Source organism: Altererythrobacter sp. Root672, from assembly GCF_001427865.1.
GTDB lineage: Bacteria > Pseudomonadota > Alphaproteobacteria > Sphingomonadales > Sphingomonadaceae > Croceibacterium_A.
In genome coordinates, this window is the sequence record NZ_LMHH01000001.1 from 102,232 (window position 1) to 120,639 (window position 18,408).

At 63.7% G+C, this 18,408-nt stretch carries 17 protein-coding genes and 1 tRNA gene; 7 read left to right on the forward strand and 11 right to left on the reverse strand.

The window, feature by feature from the left end:
• Positions 1 to 140 precede the first annotated feature (140 nt).
• Positions 141 to 557, forward strand: coding sequence for a DUF1761 domain-containing protein (locus ASD76_RS00490; RefSeq protein ID WP_055916944.1), 417 nt, complete (start codon positions 141 to 143; stop codon positions 555 to 557).
• Here ASD76_RS00490 and ASD76_RS00495 read toward each other — a convergent pair.
• Genes ASD76_RS00495 through serS form a run of 3 tightly spaced genes read right to left on the reverse strand, consistent with a single transcriptional unit; the run spans position 554 to position 3,671 of the window.
• Positions 554 to 1,639: a potassium channel family protein gene (locus tag ASD76_RS00495; protein ID WP_055916947.1), complete on the reverse strand. Its 1,086-nt coding sequence runs from the start codon at positions 1,637 to 1,639 to the stop codon at positions 554 to 556. The two genes, ASD76_RS00490 and ASD76_RS00495, sit on opposite strands and share 4 nt — an antisense overlap.
• Positions 1,636 to 2,391: a 5'/3'-nucleotidase SurE gene (surE, locus tag ASD76_RS00500; protein ID WP_055916949.1), complete on the reverse strand. Its 756-nt coding sequence runs from the start codon at positions 2,389 to 2,391 to the stop codon at positions 1,636 to 1,638. Before surE ends, ASD76_RS00495 begins: the two co-directional genes overlap by 4 nt.
• A complete protein-coding gene (gene serS / locus ASD76_RS00505; protein ID WP_055916952.1) occupies positions 2,391 to 3,671 on the reverse strand; it encodes a serine--tRNA ligase in 1,281 nt (426 codons plus the stop codon). The genes surE and serS overlap by 1 nt, the downstream gene beginning before the upstream one ends.
• A gap of 324 nt (positions 3,672 to 3,995) precedes the next feature.
• Between serS and ASD76_RS18830 the strand changes: the two genes are divergently transcribed.
• Entirely contained in the window at positions 3,996 to 5,093 is a 1,098-nt protein-coding gene (locus ASD76_RS18830; protein WP_414826686.1) for a glycosyltransferase family 4 protein, read from the forward strand.
• On the opposite strand, the gene ASD76_RS00515 is transcribed toward ASD76_RS18830, so the two are convergent.
• The 3 genes from ASD76_RS00515 to ASD76_RS00525 form a co-directional block, all read right to left on the reverse strand.
• Positions 5,050 to 5,134: transfer RNA gene (locus tag ASD76_RS00515), tRNA-Val, on the reverse strand. The two genes, ASD76_RS18830 and ASD76_RS00515, sit on opposite strands and share 44 nt — an antisense overlap.
• Positions 5,135 to 5,249: 115 nt before the next feature.
• Positions 5,250 to 6,512, reverse strand: coding sequence for an MFS transporter (locus ASD76_RS00520; RefSeq protein ID WP_055916958.1), 1,263 nt, complete (start codon positions 6,510 to 6,512; stop codon positions 5,250 to 5,252).
• Entirely contained in the window at positions 6,509 to 7,405 is an 897-nt protein-coding gene (locus ASD76_RS00525) for a 3-keto-5-aminohexanoate cleavage protein (RefSeq protein WP_055916961.1), read from the reverse strand. Before ASD76_RS00525 ends, ASD76_RS00520 begins: the two co-directional genes overlap by 4 nt.
• A 107-nt stretch (positions 7,406 to 7,512) precedes the next feature.
• Here ASD76_RS00525 and ASD76_RS00530 point away from each other — a divergent pair, with 107 nt between their 5' ends.
• A complete protein-coding gene (locus ASD76_RS00530) occupies positions 7,513 to 8,292 on the forward strand; it encodes a helix-turn-helix transcriptional regulator (RefSeq protein ID WP_162249621.1) in 780 nt (259 codons plus the stop codon).
• A 25-nt stretch (positions 8,293 to 8,317) separates the two neighbouring features.
• Here the strand turns inward: ASD76_RS00530 and ASD76_RS00535 are convergent, their stop codons facing one another.
• Both ASD76_RS00535 and ASD76_RS00540 read right to left on the reverse strand, forming a co-directional pair.
• Positions 8,318 to 8,836: a DUF3237 domain-containing protein gene (locus tag ASD76_RS00535; protein ID WP_082553530.1), complete on the reverse strand. Its 519-nt coding sequence runs from the start codon at positions 8,834 to 8,836 to the stop codon at positions 8,318 to 8,320.
• A gap of 36 nt (positions 8,837 to 8,872) precedes the next feature.
• Positions 8,873 to 11,290 carry a TonB-dependent receptor gene (locus ASD76_RS00540; RefSeq protein WP_082553531.1) on the reverse strand — a complete coding sequence of 806 codons (2,418 nt, stop codon included), beginning with the start codon at positions 11,288 to 11,290 and terminating at the stop codon, positions 8,873 to 8,875.
• 122 nt (positions 11,291 to 11,412) lie between these two features.
• Between ASD76_RS00540 and ASD76_RS00545 the strand changes: the two genes are divergently transcribed.
• The 3 genes from ASD76_RS00545 to ASD76_RS00555 all read left to right on the forward strand — a co-directional run bounded on the left by ASD76_RS00545 (position 11,413) and on the right by ASD76_RS00555 (position 13,839).
• The gene (locus tag ASD76_RS00545) at positions 11,413 to 11,907 is read left to right on the forward strand and encodes a MarR family winged helix-turn-helix transcriptional regulator (protein ID WP_055916967.1); all 495 of its coding nucleotides are present in this window, start codon (positions 11,413 to 11,415) and stop codon (positions 11,905 to 11,907) included.
• A 108-nt stretch (positions 11,908 to 12,015) separates the two neighbouring features.
• Positions 12,016 to 12,951: a hypothetical protein gene (locus ASD76_RS00550; RefSeq protein ID WP_235506438.1), complete on the forward strand. Its 936-nt coding sequence runs from the start codon at positions 12,016 to 12,018 to the stop codon at positions 12,949 to 12,951.
• Positions 12,952 to 13,110: 159 nt separating this feature from the next.
• Complete coding sequence (locus ASD76_RS00555; protein ID WP_055916970.1) at positions 13,111 to 13,839, forward strand: prolyl oligopeptidase family serine peptidase; 729 nt, start codon at positions 13,111 to 13,113, stop codon at positions 13,837 to 13,839.
• A gap of 31 nt (positions 13,840 to 13,870) precedes the next feature.
• Here the strand turns inward: ASD76_RS00555 and ASD76_RS00560 are convergent, their stop codons facing one another.
• Genes ASD76_RS00560 through ASD76_RS00570 form a run of 3 tightly spaced genes read right to left on the reverse strand, consistent with a single transcriptional unit; the run spans position 13,871 to position 17,181 of the window.
• Positions 13,871 to 14,800 (reverse strand): alpha/beta hydrolase, encoded by a 930-nt coding sequence (locus tag ASD76_RS00560; protein WP_055916973.1) that lies wholly within the window; start codon positions 14,798 to 14,800, stop codon positions 13,871 to 13,873.
• Positions 14,801 to 14,826: 26 nt separating this feature from the next.
• On the reverse strand, positions 14,827 to 15,834 hold the full coding sequence (locus ASD76_RS00565; RefSeq protein WP_055916974.1) for a glycoside hydrolase family 43 protein: 1,008 nt from the start codon (positions 15,832 to 15,834) through the stop codon (positions 14,827 to 14,829).
• 24 nt (positions 15,835 to 15,858) lie between these two features.
• Positions 15,859 to 17,181 carry a sugar MFS transporter gene (locus ASD76_RS00570; protein ID WP_082553533.1) on the reverse strand — a complete coding sequence of 441 codons (1,323 nt, stop codon included), beginning with the start codon at positions 17,179 to 17,181 and terminating at the stop codon, positions 15,859 to 15,861.
• A gap of 99 nt (positions 17,182 to 17,280) precedes the next feature.
• On the opposite strand from ASD76_RS00570, the gene ASD76_RS00575 reads away from it, so the two are divergent.
• Positions 17,281 to 18,408, forward strand: a complete 1,128-nt coding sequence (locus ASD76_RS00575) for an aldose epimerase family protein (RefSeq protein WP_055916977.1) — start codon at positions 17,281 to 17,283, stop codon at positions 18,406 to 18,408.

The window sequence follows — 18,408 nt, forward strand, 5'->3', positions numbered from 1 at the left end:
GTATGGAGCGAACGTCTGAGGTTGCTGATGCCACGATGGGCGCGCCCCTACACCCAAACCGCGGTTTGCGCTAGGGTTGTCCGGGACGCGGCGCTCAAGCAGCCGAAAGGCGGTCGCGCGACCTTGAAGGGGAGGGACTTATGGGACCTGTGAATTGGCTGGCCGTCGTGCTCGGCGCCGTGGCGTTCTTCGCGGTTGGGGCGGTCTGGTACAGCTTCCTGTTCAGCAAGGCGTGGCAGCGCGAAGTCGGCATGGGCGCGCCCGAAATTGAAGCGGCTAGAGCCAAGGGCGCCAGTCACTTCGTCAAGATCATGGGCCTGACCCTGGTGCTGGAACTGATCGTGTCGTGGATGCTGGGGCACCTGGTCGCCCGGACCAGTCCCTCGCCGCACGTGATCATGATGTTCGCGTTCGGGTTCGGCGCCTTTCTCATGACGCCGGCGATCGGGATCAACTACCTCTACCAGAACCGTTCGCTGAAGCTGTTCCTGATCGACGCCGGCCACTTCATCGTCGGCACGGCGGCGATGGGCGCGGTTCACGTGCTGCTGAGCTAGACGGGGTCCGTTTCGCACTCGGTCGCTTCGGTCGGCTTGATCTCGACCACGAGGTCTCCGGCCTGGAGCGATCGCGCCTCGGCCTCCCAGAAGCCGTAGGGCTTGCCATCGCGATAGAGCCGCAGGCCCTGGCCGCCAGTGGCGAGGTCGTGGAGCGACTTGCCGATCTCCTCGGGCTGCACCGGCCGTTCGACCAACTGGACCTTGCCGCTGACCGAGGCGAGGTCGGCGAGATATTCGGCCACATGCGCGCCTTGCGAACTCCCCGCGAGCAGCAGCCCGGTGAAGCGCACGGGATTGATCACATTGTCGGCCCCGGCCTGGATCGCCAGGACCTCGTTGTCGGTGGCGCGGATGACGACGCTGATCGGCACGCCCGGCGCGAGGTGGCGGGCGGTCAGCACGATCAGGATCGAGGCGTCATCTCGCCCGGCTGACACCAGCACGGAGCGCGCCTTGGCGATCTGCACGGCGATGAGATGCTCGTCGCGCGTGGCATCGGCCTCGATCACGTTGCAGCCGAGTTCCTCTGCAGCCTCAAGCCGTTCGGGATCGGTGTCCATCACCACGATGCAATTCGCCTCGGTACCCCGCGCGATCAGTTCAGCCACCGCTTCGGCGCCGGAGATGCCGTAGCCCAGCACGACGATGTGGTCCGAAAGCTGTTCCTGGATGCGAGCCATGCGCCATTTCTCCCAACCATGCTTGATGACGAAATTATATGCCGCGCCGACGAAGATGAAGAGCACCGCCACGCGGATCGGCGTGACGATCACCGCCTCTACTAGTCGAGCACTGTTGCTGACCGGGGCGATGTCGCCAAACCCGGTCGTGGTGATCGAGATCATCGTGAAATAGAACACGTCGAGGAAGCTGACCTGGCCGTCGTGGCTGTCCTTCAGGCCGTCGCGGCCGATCCAGTGGATCAGCACCACGATGAACACCAGGGCGAGCGCAGCGCCGAGACGCAGGCCGGCATCGGCCCAGACCGGGACTTTGACCGCCCGGCGCAGCGGAGTGAACTTGCGGGCCCTGACCGACTGAGTGTGTTTCTGCTCCGTCGGGTTGGGCCGCTCGATCATGCCGCGTAGCTCTCCGCCAGCGAACCGAGGGAGGCGTGGTGGGTAAGGTCGACGTGAAGCGGGGTGACCGAGACATATCCCTCCGCCACCGCTTCGAGGTCCGTGCCGTGGTCCAAGGTATGTTCGATGTCCTCGAGTCCGAACCAGTAGTAAGGCCGCCCGCGCGGGTCCGTCCCTTCTAGCAGCAGGCCGCGAGCGTAGTCGTGGAAGCCTTGCCGCACCACGCGAATACCCTTCACGTCCGCAGCGGCCCGTGCCGGGAAGTTGACGTTGATCACGGTCCGCTTGGCCATCTGCAAGTCGAGCAGCGGGGCGAGGACTTTCTCCGCCCATGCTTCAGCCGCCGCAAAGCCGTGGCCCGCGTCGCGCATGGCCTGGCTCAGCGCCACCGCCGGAATGCCGGCGAGCGCCGCTTCCATCGCCGCGGAGATCGTGCCCGAATAGGTCACGTCGTCGGCCAGGTTCTCGCCATTGTTGACCCCGGAGATCACCAGGTCCGGTGGGCGATCGGGGAACAGCTTGCGCAGCGCCAGGTTCACCGAGTCCGTCGGCGTGCCCGTCACCGAATAACGCTGCTTGCCGTGCTCGCGCAGCCTGACCGGCAGGTGCAGCGTCAGCGAGTGTCCCGCGCCGGAGTTCTCCTCTGTCGGGGCGCAGACCCAGACATCGTCCGACAGCTTGCGGGCGATCGCCTCCAGCACCTCGAACCCCGGAGCATTGATGCCGTCGTCGTTGGTGAGGAGGATGCGCATCAGGCTGCCGGGACGAGCTTGTCGATCCCACCCATGTAGGCCGTGAGCGCGGCAGGAACGGAGACCGATCCGTCTTCCTGCTGGTAGTTCTCCAGCACCGCGACCAACGTCCGGCCGACGGCGAGGCCCGAGCCGTTGAGGGTGTGCACGAAGGCAGTGCCCTTCTGCCCCTCCGGCCGGTAGCGCGCGTTCATGCGCCGCGCCTGGTAATCGCCGCACCAGCTGATCGAGCTGATCTCGCGATAGGCGTTCTGGCCCGGCAGCCAGACTTCGAGGTCGAAAGTCTTCTTCGCCCCCGCGCCCATGTCGCCCGCGCAGAGCAGCATCTTGCGATAGGGCAGGCCAAGGGTTTCGAGAATCGCCTCGGCGGATTCGACCATGTGCCCGTGTTCAGCCTGCCAGTCTTCGGGACGGCAAATCGTGACCAGCTCGACCTTTTCGAACTGGTGCTGGCGGATGAACCCTCGCGTGTCCTTGCCCGCCGCGCCGGCTTCCGAACGGAAGCACGGGGTGAGGGCGGTGAGGCGGATCGGCTGCGACAGGTCGTCGAGGATCTGTTCGCGCACCGAGTTGGTCAGGCTGACCTCGGCGGTCGGGATCAGCCAGCGGCCATCGGTAGTGCGGAACAAGTCGTCAGCGAATTTGGGCAGCTGTCCGGTGCCGTAGACGGTTTCGTCACGCACCAAGAGCGGCGGGACGCACTCGACATAACCCCTTTGGGCAGTGTGAAAGTCGAGCATGAACTGGGCCAGCGCCCGGTGCAGCCGCGCCATCTGTCCGCGCAGGAAGGCGAAGCGTGCGCCGCTCATGGCGGTGGCGGTCTCGAAATCGAGCCCGAGGATCGGACCGAGGTCGGCGTGTTCCTTCGGTTCGAAGGCGAAGGTGCGCTGTTCGCCCCACCGCGCCACTTCGAGGTTGGCGGTCTCGTCATCGCCCTCGGGTACTTCTTCGGCCGGGATGTTGGGCAGGGCGGCGAGCACGGCATCGAGTTCGACACCGAGGGCGCGGTCTTCTTCCTCCAGCGCGGGCAGGGTGTCCTTGAGCTGTGCCACTTCGGCCTTGAGCGCTTCTGCCGTGGCGGTGTCGCCCTTGCCCATGGCGGCGCCGATCGCCTTCGAGGCTTCGTTACGCCGAGCCTGGGACTCCTGCACCCGCGTGGTTACCGAGCGGCGACGTTCATCGAGCTCGAGAATGCGGGCCGCAACGGGCTCCGTTCCACGCCGGGCAAGTCCGGCATCGAAAGCCTGCGGGTTTTCGCGAATGGCGCGTAGATCATGCATGGCCGCGGCCTATGCCCCTTGGCCCCGGATATTGTCCAGTGTCGAGCGAGTTTCGAACGCTGAACGCAAGGGCAATACCCCTCGGGCCTAATCCCTTCGCCCATTTGAATTAGCGAAAAGGCTATGTCAGTCTTTGACCTGGGGGTGACATTACAAGGGGCGACTGCTGTTCAAGTTGGGGCGTCAGTGAAAGGCCAGGCAGGGCTGTCGGGAGGTGTCGCGGGCGACCCTGCTCGGGCTGGTGCACGAGGCCATGTTGCGTTCGCCTTGCCAGGTCTGGGAGCGGGCGGGGCGGAGCGCGTCGTCAGCATCATCGCCAACGCCATGGTGAAGCGCGGATGGCGCGTAACGGTCCTGGCCTTCGACGAACCGGCGTCGCGTTCCTACTACGAGTATGACCCGGCGGTAGAGATCGTCAGCCTTGGCTATGCGCCTGCCCGGCGACCGGCGATCGAACGGACCCTGCGCACGGTTACGCGTATTCACGTTCTGCGGCGGGCGCTGGAGCGCCTGCATCCCGACGTGGTCCTGAGCTTCCTCACCCGCACCAACGTAGTCGCCTTGCTCGCTACCATCGGCATGGACATTCCGGTGGTCGTCTCTGAACGCAACAACCCGGAAGTCCAGAACTTCGGCCGGATCTGGTCGGTCCTGCGCTCCAAGCTCTATCCGTCGGCGTTCGGCCTCGTGACGATGACGGCCGACGCCATGGACTTCTTTCCCGAGAAGATGCGGCGCCGTGGATGGGTGATCCCCAATCCGGTCATGCCTCCCGCCGTACAAGTCCCGGCCCAACCTTCCGCCACCAAGACCGTGGTGGCCGTGGGCCGGTTGGTCCAGCAAAAGGGCTTCGACTTGCTGTTGCGGGCTTTTGCCAGGATTGCCGCCAGCCATCCTGACTGGAACCTCGTGATCTGGGGCGAAGGCGAAGAGCGCGCCGCGCTGGAGCAGGAAATCGTCCGGCTCGGCCTCGAAGATCGGGCCAGCTTGCCGGGCATCACCGCGCAGCCCGGAGGCTGGGCGAGCGGCGCAGACCTGTTCGTCATGTCATCGCGCTACGAAGGCTGGGGCAACGTCCTGCTCGAAGCGCTCGCCGCCGGCATTCCCTCGATCACGTTCGACTGTCCGTGGGGCCCGCGCGAGATGGTCAAGGACGGCGTCAACGGGCTGCTGGTCCGGGCAGAAGAGGTCCCTGCGCTGGCTGCCGCCCTCTCCAAGATGATGGATGACCCCGCCTTGCGGGAACGCCTGGCGACCGAGGCGCGACGTTCGGCTGAACGCTTCACGCCGGGTCCGATCGTGACCGCGTGGGAACAGACCGCGGAGGCCGCGATTGCGGGCAAGCGCTTACGCCAGAACGAGTCGCAGGACTTAGGCCTGGTGGGCGCGGCAGGGATTGAACCTGCGACCCCACCCGTGTGAAGGGTGTGCTCAGTTGAATCGCGAAATGCTGGAACGCGCTCAGTGAAGCTCAGCGACTTGCTCCACGAGCGCGAGACTTACGCCATGTCCCCCTTCGGACTGCTGACGATGGGCCTCGAATTGCGCAAACATCTCAAATGAGATTTTTCGAGATTCTCAGGTGCCGCGACGATTTGTCCAAAAGCTGGTAGGATCCGCGGGGCTGCTCCCAACTCCTTCACGCGTCTTCCACGCGTTCGTGATGGAAATAACCGCCAGAGCCAATGCGGCCAACAAGGCGGGAAACCCAAACAGTGACATGACAGTCTGCCCGGCTACTCCGGCGGACAAGGCCAGGCCGATCGCTATCGGAGCAACCACGGTTCCCAGCCTGCCCACGCTCTTAGCCCATCCGACCCCCGTCGCGCGCAGAGCATCGGGATAGAATCCGGCCAGGACCACGTTGACACCGCCATAGGCACCCAGACTGCAGAAGCCCGCAGCTCCAAGAAGCACGGTCAGTTCACCCCGCGAAGCGTGGTCCATGGCCTGGCCCGTCGCGAACAGCAGCGCCGCCGCCACGAGAAGAAAGACAAGCAGCACTGCCATCGCCCCGAACCTATCGATCAGCAGGCCGATACCGAGGGCGGCAATGGCACCGCCGAAACCGAAGATCGTAATCGACAAGGCGGCGAAGGACTGGTCGTGGCCGGCTTCGACCAACATGGTCGGCAGCCAGGAGGTCAGGCAGTAGCTGATCGTGAGCATCAGCATGAACAGCAGCCACAACATCAGAGTTCCGACAAGGTACCTGCGACCCATGAGTTGCAAGACAGTCGATGCTCCGGCCGCAGGTTCTGGTGCCGCTCCCTCCAAGTCCGCCCGATCACGCAACCAGAGCCAGACGCCGCCCGACAAAGCCAGCGAAAGCACTCCGACCGTCACCATCGCAATTCTCCATCCGCCCAGGTCGGCAAAGCCTGCCGCCACCGCGCCCGCAACCGCTGCACCGAGGCCGTATCCAGTAAAAAGGGTCAGGATCGATATGCCGCGCCGGTCCGCGGGCGCTTCCTCTGTGACCATCGCGAGACAACTCGGAAGACAGCCGCCGAGAAATACGCCGGTAATCAGCCTGAGGGCAAACAGCATGGCCCCACTGTCCGCGAGCGCACTCGCGCACTGGCCCAGCCCGAATCCAACAACGGCAATCGTCACCGTGAGCCGATGTCCAAGTCGGCCAGCGATGGCTGGAAAGACGACCAGGCCAATGCACTGGCCGATAAGGTTGGCGGAGAAGATCGGACCGAGCTCAGCGTTTCCGAGCAAGAGCGATCGAGCGATCTCGGGCGCTAGCGGACCGAGAATGGTGTGGATCAAGCCATCGAGGAAATAGATCGCGGTGCAGATCGCGATCGTTCGTCGTGGCTGTGAGATGATCATATCCCGAACCGGCAGCGAGCCTCTTCGACTGTGGCGGGCTGGAGGCCAAAGATCGCGGCGATATTAGCTGCAGCCCGGACCATCTCCGCGTTGTCCCCGGCGACGGTTCCATCGGGGAGGTGGATGCCATCTTCGAAGCCGACGCGCACGAGGTCGCAACCCATGGCGAGGCCGAGGGTGACGATGCGAAACATGTCATGGCCGGTCGCCGTGACACCCCAGATGGCTTGCGGAAACATCCGCAGGCCCTCGTCGATGTTGAAAATCACGTTGCGGGCGACCGGCGGCGTCGCGCCGAACCCTCCGCCGTGCAGGAGCCAGACGTTTTTGCGGTGGCGGTCGAACAAGCCCTCGTTGGCGTAGCGCATCAGGCGGTGCAGCGAACTCGCCTCGACAATCTCGTATTCGAGTGCCGACCCCTTGGCGTAAACTGCCTCGATGGTCCGTTTGAGAAGCTCGGGCGAGTTCACGTATGGCGTTTCTTCGGGATAGCCGCCTTCCGGATTGTGGAAGTCGGCCGATCCACCGGCGATGCCGAACAAGTCCTGCTGCGGTTCGATCTCAAGCAGGCCGAGCCGCTCCGTGTCGGTCGGCCAAACGAATTGCCCGGTGGCCGGATCACGTCGTACGCCGATGCCGTTGGTGGTCTGGATCAGAATCGGGGATCGAGCGCGGATCTGGCGGATGATCTCCGCATAGATTTCCGGGTCACCGCTATTCTTGCCGTCGGGGCCGCGCGCGTGAACGTGAACTACTGACGCTCCCGCTTCCCAGCACCTTGCCGCCGCCTCACCGATTTCGTCAGGTTGCTTCGGGACGACCGCGCCGTCTCGGTCCTGCTGCATGCCGCCGTTGAGAGCGACTGTGATCATCACCTTGTTACCGTCCAGCATCTTCTTCCCCGATCTGTCCTGCGAAGGGATGCTAGATGGAGCAGGGAAGGTCTGTCCTATCGCGACAGGACAAGGCACAAGCAGAAGGACAACAGCAGGAGGGTCCCGTGGCGGAAATCTGGCAGGTGACACAGCCGGCGCTGAGTCTGGCCATTGACCCGCTTTACGAGCGGGTTCTGACTTCGCTTGGTGGCGGGGGCTTCGGGGCGACCGTGCGCAGCTGCATCAACGCGCTGACTGGGGGCGTAACGCGCATCTATCTGTTCGAAGCGACTGGTCCCGACGAAGACGCGCTGCATTACGTGCACTGCGAGCCGGAGATCGCCGGGCTGCTGCCGGCGTATGCGCAACACTACAAGAGGCTTGATCCCGTGCGCGCCATCTACGGCAGCGCCGTGCGGCAGGGCGCTATGGCGCTGCAACGCATCCGGCCTGCGGATATTTCCTCCACTGCCTTCCGGCGCCGGTTTTTCGATGACGCCGGCATTGTTGAACGCGTTTCGATTGTCCAGCGCGGCAAGGACGGTTGGCGAGGCATGAACCTCGCGCGGCATGCGAGCGAAGGGGCATTTTCGGATCGCGAGCTGGACAACATTGCCGGATTTGCTCGCCTGACGCTTCCGATGCTGCCCCTCACCATCAAGTCTGCCGTTCCAACAGGGGTGTTATCGGTCGCGCAGGTCGAGGAGCGGTTCGAATTGCGCTACGCGGAACTAACATCCAGAGAGAGGCAGGTCTGCGCGCGTGCTGCCCTTGGAATGAGCGTCGAGGCGACCGCCATCGACCTGGGGATCGCGAAGACATCGGTGGTGACCTTCCGGCAGCGTGCCTATCGCCGGCTGGGCGTCACGAGCCCCTATGAGCTGTTTGGGCTGGTTGCGCATTGATTGAGGTCGAGAGCGGCGCGCCGATCTAGACCGCTTTGTAGATCCTAATGCGAACGGCGGGCCCGGTTGTGCCGGGAGCAAGGTCCAGCGTTCCTATGAACGCGCTCCGATTGAGCCAGTCGTACTTTCCTTTCGGCGCTTCGAACCTCGGTTGGGTTTTGGCCGGAGTCCTCGCTCCCGCTTCTGGCGGGCATAGCGCGCCGACGTTGATGACGTTGATCACCACGCCGTCATTGGTCCGGATCATGTAGTCGGCCTCGATCTCGGTGCACCCGTCCGAGCGCGTCAGTTGCCAGTCCCAGCCACCGGCGATGATCGTCCCTTCGATTCCAGGGCCGGAAAACGTGCCACCGGTGATCGGCACGATATTCCGCTTGCCGAGCGGCGTCTCACCGACCGGGATGGCCTGGCCGAGTGTTACGATTTCCTCGAACGCGAACTCGAGACGCGGTGGCTGCGGCACGTCCTGGGGTAGGGCCGCCGTGGATGCCAGGAGAGCGGACATACCGATCGCCCACGTTCCTGACCGTGCCACATTGATCATGTCGTATTCCCCCAATTCCTCTTGAATGGCCGTAGCTTAGAACTCGGCCGCGAGCTGCACATACCAGCTTCGTGGCCGTGCAAAGATGCGTTCGGCATAGCCGAGTGTCGCCAGCGAGGCGTTCCCCTGGATCAGGTAACGCTCGTCGAACAAGTTGATCACGCCCGCCGTAACGCTCCAGCGGTCGTTGATCCCGAGTTCGACCGAGGCGTTGCCGGTGAAATAGCCGTTCTCTTCGATCTCGGGCACGCTGCCGGTGATGAACGTGACGTGCGAGGTGTAGCTGCCGTCGAAACGGGGTGTCAGCGTGTAGCCTTGGGCCAAGGGAATCTCGTAGCCGATCCCGAAATTGCCCTGGAACGCGGGCGTGAGCGGAAGGTCGTCACCGGGTGCGACCGTCGCGCTGGCGCCGGGCACCGGTGTGATCGAGAGGATGTCGTCGTCGAGCAGGCTCATGCCAGCATCGAGCCGCAGTCCCCCGGTATGGTAGCTCGCCTCCGCTTCGAAGCCGCGGATGCGGGCTTTGCCAGCGTTGAACAGCAACGGCACCACGCCCTGACGGAAGATCAGTTGCATGTCGTCGTAGTTGGCCTGGAACGCCGCAAGATTGAGCCGTGCATCGCCGAAGTCCATCTTGGCGCCGACCTCGTAGCTTTCGACAGATTCCTCGTCGAACGGGACTGGCACGAAGCCCGGCGGCGGGGCGTTATAACGCGTGTTGAACCCGCCAGATTTGAAGCTCGTCGAATACGATGCGTAAGCGTTCAGCCAGTTGGTGAACTCGTAGCGCACGCTGGCCGAGCCCGTCAGGTGTGAGAAGGTGTTCTCAAACGGGCGGTTGTAGATGAACAGAGGTCCGCCCTCGGGAATGGCCAGCGTCGGCAGCGGGTCAGGATCCGGCCGTGTGGCTGGAAACAGGTTCATGACGGTACCCTGGTAGGTCTTTCGATCCTCGGTGTAACGGAGGCCTCCGGTCAGCTCGAGGCCGTCAGTCGGTTCGATTGAGATCTCGCCGAACGCCGCCAGCGAGCGGGTTTCCAAGTCGGACAACTGCAAGTCGCGCGAGCCCGGTCCGCCGGCGAGCAGCGAGGAGATAACCGGCGGCGAGGGCGGAAACGCGAGCGGGACGGTGGCGCGTTCGAAAGTGTCCTCGTCGTAATAGTATGCACCCAGGATGCCGCTGACGATGCCACGGTGATACTGCAACTGCAGTTCCTGGCTGAATTGCTTAGACTTCCCGCCCACATCGGTGGTGATCATCACGAACGGAGTGTTGTCGGCGTCGCGGATGCCGCGCGATTGGGTGGAGCGATAAGCCGTGATGCTCTTGAAGGTCAGGCTATCATCCACGTCATACCGTGCCGTACCCGAGACGCCCCAAATCTCCGACTGGCTGGTCACCGGGGCGGTGCCGCCGTTGACGAAATCTCCCCGTGCCTGGAAGTCATTGGCGCAGCGCGGATCGTCGATCAACGGTACCGAGGGGGCGCCGAAACGCGGATCGCCGGGCGCGATCGGAGCGAAGGGAATTTTGGCTCCGGGGCAGCCAGCTGCGACGCTGACGATTGCGGCAACCGGCGCGTTTTCATTGATCCCTGCGAAGGTGAAAGGAGCGCCGTTCTCGTCGCGGTCGGTGTAATCAGCCCTCAGTGAGAGTTCGAAATTCGACGTCGGCTCCCAGCGGAATGCACCGTTCAGGGTCACCAGGTCTTCGTTGCCGAGGTCGAGACCGTCGAAGGCGCGGATGACGTACCCGTCACGCTTGCGGAAGCCACCGGAAATGCGGGCGGCTGTGGTGTCGGTGATCGGAAGGTTGAACGCAGCAAATCCTTCTAGCAGACCATCGTCGCCACCCCTGACGCGTCCCCGACCGGAGAACTCGCCGAACTTGGGCTCGCGGGTGCGGACCAGAATGGCGCCGCCGATCGTATTGCGCCCGAACAGCGTGCCCTGAGGTCCGCGCAGCACCTCGACGCTGGCAATGTCGCCGAACTCGATCGTGCTGCCCACTGCGCGGCCGACGTAGACCTCGTCGATATAGACGCCGACCCCGGGATCGACGGCAGCCGTGGGATCAAGCTGGCCGATGCCACGGATGAAGGCCACCGACGCGGAGCTGTTGCCCGAGAGTTGCCCGGCCGGCTTGAATTGCAGGCTAGGCGTGATGCGCTCGAGGTCCTGGGTCTGGTGGATTTGCCGTTCCTGGAGGGTTTCGGCGCTGAACGCCGAGATGGCGATCGGCGTTTCCTGGAGCGACTCCTCCCGCCTTCGGGCGGTGACCATGATGGTGTTGCCCTGATCGGTCGATGCCTCGGACGCGGCAGCCGGTTGCTCTTCAGCTCCCTCTTGCGCGACCGCGGGCGAACCGACCCCCACCCAAAGCGCGCTCGCCAGTATCGTGCCGCTCACCAGCAACCTGCGATGACGCGCGCCGTGAGTCCTGTCGAACCTCATCACCAATCTCCCCCGAGTTCAGCTTTAATGTTTATTGGCGGCATCTGTTATCGACGATAACCATCATAGGCAATAACAGTTTGACTTGTGCGTTTGATCGGCAACGGGCATGTTCAACTTGAATGAGCGGCCTCACTGACCTCCCTGACAGCCTGACAGGTGTGCGCCATCGCGCCCCGACACTCCTCGGTTCCGAGGTTGATTATGGATTGCTGCCCGAGCTGACTGGCTTTTCGGTCAAGCTGGTTTGGATCCTCGGCCATAGCCTTCTGGCCCGCGAATTCGGTGAGACCGGCATCACGCCGCACCGCTATTCCATCCTTGAGGTAATCGGTCGCAATCCCGGCTTGCAGCAGACTCAGTTGGCTGCCGCGCTGGCGCTTACCCGTCCGGCGACGACTCTGGCGGTTGACTTCTGGGAAGAGCGGGGTTGCGTTGAACGGCGCAAGATTGTCGGCGATCGCCGCTCTTTCGGCGTCTACCCGACTGCGCATGGGGAGCAGGAACTGGATCGCCTCAGGGGGCTGGTTCGCAAGGCGGACGCTGCGCTTACCGCTGGTTTGAACGATGCCGAGACCCGGGAACTGGATCGGTTACTGAAGAAGATTCATCGCTAGCAACTGCCGCGCGGCGGTCGGGTCGACAACCGCTTTAGAACGATAAGGGGGAGCGGAATGGGAGGAACACTGGCGACGCGCCGCATTCGGACTGGGCTGCTTGGCTTGATGGCGGTCGCTCTCGCGAGCGGAACCAATGCACAACAGCCGCAGCAGACGGACGGCGAAGCGTTCAGAAGGACGCAGGAGGAATTCAACAAGGTTCCGAACACACCCGGCGACGGGCCCTATCCTGCGATCATCGAAACCGACCCCGCCTTTCCGCGCCACGTAATCTATCGACCTGCAGACCTGTCCCCTTTCGAGGGAGGCAAGCTACCGATCTTGGTCTGGGGCAATGGCGCTTGCGTGGACGACGGAACGGCACACCGGATGCACCTCGCGGAGATCGCCTCATACGGGTATCTGGTGATTGCTGCCGGAGGATGGCGCAGCGGACCCGGAGCCACCGAGCCGCGCGCTCCGCAGCCGGCTGCGAGGACGAGCGGTTTGCCTCCGGCGGCGACGAGTGCCGAAGACGTACGGGTTGGTATCGACTGGGCCATCGCTGAAAATACCCGGGACGGCAGCAAGCTGCGCGGCAAGGTGGCAACAGGTGCCGTCGCCGCAGCGGGGCATTCCTGCGGCGGCTTGCAGGCGATCGAGATCGCCTCTGACCCGCGGATCAGAACCGTGCTTGTGCACAACAGCGGGGTCTTCAATGACGGGGCCAGCCCGATCCCAGGGATCAAGGCGAGCAAGGACATGCTCGACCGGATCCACTCACCGGTGATCTACATTCTCGGAGGCCCAACCGACATCGCCTATCCCAACGGGACCGACGACTTTGCTCGTCTCAAGTCCGTTCCGGCGGTCCTGGCCAATCTCCCGGTCGGTCATGGGGGTACCTTTTCTGAACCGATGGGCGGGGCCGTGGCACACGTCGCGGTCGATTGGCTCGAGTGGCAACTCAAGGGCGACAAGAGCGCCGCACGTACCTTCGTGGGCGAGAACTGCCGGCTGTGCACGGGCACGGACTGGTCGATCGAGCGGAAGGGCCTGTAAGTGGAGAAGGGGGAAGTAGACGTGCGGACGTCCAATTCAATCGGCAGGATCTTGCGAGGTACCATCGCGATCGCGGCGGCGACCGTACTTGCGTTCGGACTGCCCGCGGGGGGACAGGCGCCAGTCGCATCCCAAGCCGAAGGACCACCGCGGTTTCCCATGCGGATGGACCCTGATCCGCGCGTGCAGCAGCGGACGTACCATTTCGCCGATACCAACGAAGATCTCCCCTATACCGTATTCGTCTCTTCGAAGGTCAAACCCGGCGTACCCGCGCCGCTTATCGTTGCCCTGCACGGCTACGGCGGTGATTCCAATTTCATCGTGCGCGGCCGGCTGGTCGATCTGGCCGAGGAGAACGGATACATCGTCGTCGGACCGATGGGCTACAACACGATGGGCTGGTACGGTTCGCCGGTTATTGTCATCGGCAAGGGACCGGTCGAGCCGCCGAACCTCACCGAGCTATCGGAGAAGGACGTCATGAACGTCCTCGACTTGGCTCGCCGTGAATTCAACGTCGATGCGAACCGGACATACCTGATGGGCCATTCGATGGGTGGTGCGGGCACGCTCTTCCTCGGCCAGAAGCATGCGAGCGAATGGGCCGCGATAGCGGCGATCGCTCCTGCGGCATTCATGATGCAACCGAACCAGAAGGCCATCCTCGCGCCGATCAAGGCAGCCGGACTGCCGCTCATGATCACCCAAGGCGACAAGGATCCTGTCGTGCCGGCGACCAATACGCGGACCTGGGCCGCCGCCATGGACGAACTGGGCATGACCCACGAGTACATCGAAATGCCGGACCGCGATCACGGGACCATCATCGCCGATGGAATGCCCGACGTGTTTCGCTTCTTCGCGCAGCACAAACGAGGAAAATAGGCACCGCCAGGCAGTGGCCGCTGAGATTGGGCTAGTGCGCGGAGGCGAGCATTCCGTGCATGCCTATCCAGCGCACGAAGGCGTCGAACCAGCCGGTGCTGGTGGTCTCCTTCGGGTACATGCCGAAGCCGTGGCCGCCTTGTTCGTAGTAGTGGAACTCGACCGGCCGTTTGGCTGTTCGCCAACTCTCGATCAGCCCGAAGCCCGCGTTGGGGAACAGCGGATCGTCGACAGCCAGCGCGATGAACAGCGGCGGTGCGTCGGCTGGTACATTTACGGCTCCGAGCGGGCCGTAGATATTGCCGATGAAGGCAGGCCGCGCGTCTTCACCGGCGAGGGCCGTCGTCAGCGTCAGCATCGCCCCGGCAGAAAAGCCGACCATGCCGATGCGGTCGGGATCCACGTTCCACTCAGCGCCGCGTGCACGAACGAGCGCGAAAGCCGCGCGCGCGTCGGCGATCTGGGGAGCCAGGCTCGCGGCCATCGCGTCGGGCGACATTTGCGGCGGGCGGCCTGAGACCAACTCACGCATCGAGCGGTCGAACTCTCCGATGTCGCGCGGAGTCTGGATCAGCCGGTACTTGAGCACGAAGGCAGAGACGCCGCGCTCAGCGAGGGCACGTGCGACCTCCGAGCCTTCGTTCTCCATCGACAGTGTGCGGAAGCCTCCCCCAGGAGCGACTATCACCGCAGCGCCGGTCGCCTTGGCCGGGTCGGCGAGGTATGGCGTCAGGGTCGCCACGGTGACGTTGCGCGCGAACTCGCTGCCATACTGGCGATGCCAGACCTCGGGTGCCGTGGCGTCGGGCAGTGGGCCGGTGCCGAGCACGATGGCGTCCGCCTGCGCCGGGGTTGCGATCGGCGTCATCGTATCGTCTTGCGCCAGGGCCGGCCCCGAAATCATGCATGATGCGGCGATAACGACTGCGGCAAGGCGGGTGAGGGTCTTCCTGTTTGTCATGTCGGATCTCCGGCTGGGACGTGCGACTACGAGGAGGGTGGCAGGGAAACGCCTGCGTCGGTTTGAACGACCGGCTTCATTGTCCCGTCGGCGTTGTATTCGAGGTGCTCGACGGTAACTGCGCGTCGGCCGATCGACCCATTCTGGTCACCGATAGTCAGCTCGGCATTGTGCAGGAACAAGTACCAGTTGCCCTTGTACTCCACGATGCCGGGATGGATCGTGAAGCTGTACTTGCCGGACCCGGTCAGCTCGCCGCGGTAGGTCCATGGGCCCCGGATTGAAGGGGCGGTTGAATAGGACACCTTCTCGTCGCGATGCTGCGAACGGTCGAGCGAGGCGTAAGTCAGATAGTAGAGGCCGCCGCGCTTGTGCAGCCACGGCCCTTCCTCAAAATGGGGCGGGGTGATTTCGGTAATCGGTCCGTCGAGTTCGATCATGTTGGGCTTGAGTCGGGCGATGTAGGCTTGGCGATTGCCCCAGGCGATCCAGGTCGTGCCGTCGTCGTCGGTGAACACCGTCGGGTCGATATCCTCCCAGCTGTGCGTGCCTTTCGGGGTCATCTCGTTGGTGATCAGCGCGGAGCCCTTCGCGTCGACGAACGGACCCGTGGGACTGTCCGATACAGCGACGGCTATAGCCTTCCCCGGGTGGGTGTCGTCATGCTCAACCGCGGCGTAGAACCAGAACCGGCCGTCCTTCTCGATCGCCTGCGAAGCCCAGGCATCCTGCTTGGCCCACTTGAAGTCGGTCACCCGCATGATTGGACCGTGATCGGTCCATGTCTTCATGTCGGTGGTCGAATAGACGAGCCATTCGCGCATGTTGAACATCTCGTCGCGCTGCGCCTCGTCGTGCCCGACATAGAGATAGAGACGGTCGCCGACGACGAGCGGGGCGGGGTCCGCGGTGAACTTGTCGCGGATGATCGGGTTCGATCCTGGGGCCGCATTCGTCCCAGTCTGGCCAATGGCAGCCCCAGTGCTTGCTAGGACCGCGAGCGCAATTGCGATGCCCCAACCCCTTGCTCTCATTACCCGGGACCTCCTTTTGCTTCTTTAGTCGGACAATACGGCATGGGCGGGCATCGCGGGAAGCTGCTCTCCGGTCGGCTTGGAACCCCACAGCGCGTAGAACAGCACGTAGAGCTCGCACGCTGCGGTGAGCAGGAACGAGAGTTGGAGACCGTAGCGGTCGGCAAGCCAACCCTGGACCACCACCAGAGCGCCGCCCGCAATCGCCATGATCAGCAAGCCCGAGCCCTCCTCGGTCAGCGGGCCGAGTCCCTTGATCGCGAGGGTGAAGATGGTCGGGAACATGATCGAGTGGAAGAACCCGACCGAGATCAGGGCCCACATCGCCGTGGGGCCTTGCGCAAACGTGGCTACCAGCATCACTCCAAAGGCGCCCATCGCGAATGCGGCGAGCACTCCCGCAGCGTCGGCCTTCTGCATCAGCAAGCTGCCAAGGAAGCGGCCGACCATCATCCCGCCCCACAGCAGGAACAGATAGTTCGACGCCTGTTGGTGGGTAAGGTTGCCGATGTGCGGCTGGCTGATGAAGTTGATGAACAGGTTGGAGACGCCGATCTCGGCGATCAGGTAGATGAAGATCGCAGGCACTCCGAGCACCAGGTTGCGGTGGCTCCACAGCGACAGGCCCTTGCGCGCCTCGCGGCTGGCGCGGCGGGTCGCTTGACCCATCGAAGGTAGGGGGAAGCGCGCGATAACGATCGCCAGTATCACGAGCACTACCGCCACGATGATGTAGGGCAGGACGACCGATTGCGCGTCGGCAAGGCGTTCAGCGGCCGTGAGGGTTACTCCCGCTTCGGACGTGCCTCCTTTGGAACGGCCAAGGATCAGATAGCCGCCAAACAGCGGAGCCAGCGTGGTGCCGAGCGAGTTGAACGCCTGAACGAAGTTGAGCCGCGAGGACGCGGTTTCGGGCGGCCCCACTACCGCGACGTAGGGGTTGGCGGCAACCTGGAGCAGGGTGATGCCGCTGGCGATCACGAACAGGGCGGCCAGCACCACTCCGTAGGATGGAATTCGCGCCGCCGGGACCATCATCAGCGCACCTGCGGCCATGGCCAGCAAGCCGACCACGATCGACCGTTTGTACCCGATCCGCTCGATCAGCTTGGCCGAGGGGATCGAAGCGACGAAATAGGCGATGAACCATACGCTCTCGATCAGCGTGGTCTGGGTGTAGTTCAGGTCGAACACACTGCGCAGGTGCGGCAACAGCGTGTTGTTGATGACCGTGATGAAGCCCCACATGAAGAACAGGCTGGCAAGCAGCGTCAGCGCGGACCGATAAGTTTGAGACGCCGAAACGTCGCCGGCCGGCACGGCTCCCCCAATCGGTGAAAGCGCCATTCATCCCCTCCATGTCGGCAAATCGCTTGCCCTTTTTTTGTCGGACTATATTTCTAACCCAACAACGTCAATCTTGAAGCGCGATCGGGGGAGCTAGTCATGAGGGCCATGTTGCTGGTGGCGGCGTTCGGTGTGCTGGCCACACCCGCCCAGGCCGCCGAGGCGGTACGCGAGCAGGCCGGGAAATTGGCCGACGGCACTGCTGTCGAAGCGGTTAGGCTCAGGAACTCGCGCGGCATCGAGGCGCGGGTGATCACTTACGGCGCCACGCTGCAGTCGCTGATCGCGCCAGGCCGCGACGGCACGCGCGCGGAGGTGACTCTCGGTTACGACACGGTCGCCGAATACGAGGCCAGGCCGAACTACTTTGGCGTCACCGTCGGCCGCTACGCCAACAGGATCGCGGGAGGGCGCTTCAGCCTCGACGGCCGTGCCTATCAATTGACCCAGAACGACAAGGCCAATTCGCTCCACGGTGGGACGGCGGGCTTCGACAAGCGGAACTGGCGGATCGTGTCGGTGTCGAGCGGGCCCACCGCGAAAGTAGTTCTAGGCCTGACCAGTCCGGACGGGGACCAGGGCTATCCGGGCAAACTCGATGTAACCGTCACCTATTCGCTCGACGACGCGGGCGACCTGACGATCTCGTACGACGCCAAGGCAGACAGGCCGACGATCGTGAACATGACCAACCACGCGCTGTTCACGATGGCCGGAGACGGCGCGCCCGAGGGGACCTCCCGGCAAGTCCTGACCATTCCCGCCACTGTCTACACCCCGGTCGACGACAAGCTGATTCCCACCGGGGAGTTAAGGCCAGTAGCTGGCACGGTGTTCGATTTCCGATCCCCCCGGCTCGTCGCTGCGGGCCTGCGCGATGGGCGCGATCCCCAGATCGTGGTCGGCCGCGGCTACGATCACAATTTCGCGCTCGACAAGGGACAAACTGCGCGCCCCGAACTAGCCGCACGGCTGGAAGACCCAGTATCCGGACGCGTACTCGAAGTTCTGAGTACGGAGGCCGGCCTGCAGTTCTACTCCGGCAATTTTCTCGACGGTACCATCGTCGGTCGGAGCGGGCGTGTTTACCGGATGGGTGACGGGATTGCGCTCGAACCGCAGAAGTTTCCCGACGCGCCCAACCGTCCGAACTTTGCTTCCGCGCGCGTGGATCCCGGAAAGCCGTACCGGCATGTCATGATCTACCGTCTGTCGGTTGCGCGCTGA

Bases quoted from the DNA above. Each gene is read 5' to 3' on its own strand.
- ASD76_RS00490 (WP_055916944.1), top strand. From the start codon at position 141: ATGGGACCTGTGAATTGGCTGGCCGTCGTGCTCGGCGCCGTGGCGTTC.
- ASD76_RS00495 (WP_055916947.1), bottom strand. From the start codon at position 1,639: ATGATCGAGCGGCCCAACCCGACGGAGCAGAAACACACTCAGTCGGTC.
- surE (WP_055916949.1), bottom strand. From the start codon at position 2,391: ATGCGCATCCTCCTCACCAACGACGACGGCATCAATGCTCCGGGGTTC.
- serS (WP_055916952.1), bottom strand. From the start codon at position 3,671: ATGCATGATCTACGCGCCATTCGCGAAAACCCGCAGGCTTTCGATGCC.
- ASD76_RS18830 (WP_414826686.1), top strand. From the start codon at position 3,996: ATGGTGAAGCGCGGATGGCGCGTAACGGTCCTGGCCTTCGACGAACCG.
- ASD76_RS00520 (WP_055916958.1), bottom strand. From the start codon at position 6,512: ATGATCATCTCACAGCCACGACGAACGATCGCGATCTGCACCGCGATC.
- ASD76_RS00525 (WP_055916961.1), bottom strand. From the start codon at position 7,405: ATGCTGGACGGTAACAAGGTGATGATCACAGTCGCTCTCAACGGCGGC.
- ASD76_RS00535 (WP_082553530.1), bottom strand. From the start codon at position 8,836: ATGATCAATGTGGCACGGTCAGGAACGTGGGCGATCGGTATGTCCGCT.
- ASD76_RS00540 (WP_082553531.1), bottom strand. From the start codon at position 11,290: ATGAGGTTCGACAGGACTCACGGCGCGCGTCATCGCAGGTTGCTGGTG.
- ASD76_RS00545 (WP_055916967.1), top strand. From the start codon at position 11,413: ATGAGCGGCCTCACTGACCTCCCTGACAGCCTGACAGGTGTGCGCCAT.
- ASD76_RS00550 (WP_235506438.1), top strand. From the start codon at position 12,016: ATGGCGGTCGCTCTCGCGAGCGGAACCAATGCACAACAGCCGCAGCAG.
- ASD76_RS00555 (WP_055916970.1), top strand. From the start codon at position 13,111: ATGCGGATGGACCCTGATCCGCGCGTGCAGCAGCGGACGTACCATTTC.
- ASD76_RS00560 (WP_055916973.1), bottom strand. From the start codon at position 14,800: ATGACAAACAGGAAGACCCTCACCCGCCTTGCCGCAGTCGTTATCGCC.
- ASD76_RS00565 (WP_055916974.1), bottom strand. From the start codon at position 15,834: ATGAGAGCAAGGGGTTGGGGCATCGCAATTGCGCTCGCGGTCCTAGCA.
- ASD76_RS00570 (WP_082553533.1), bottom strand. From the start codon at position 17,181: ATGGCGCTTTCACCGATTGGGGGAGCCGTGCCGGCCGGCGACGTTTCG.
- ASD76_RS00575 (WP_055916977.1), top strand. From the start codon at position 17,281: ATGAGGGCCATGTTGCTGGTGGCGGCGTTCGGTGTGCTGGCCACACCC.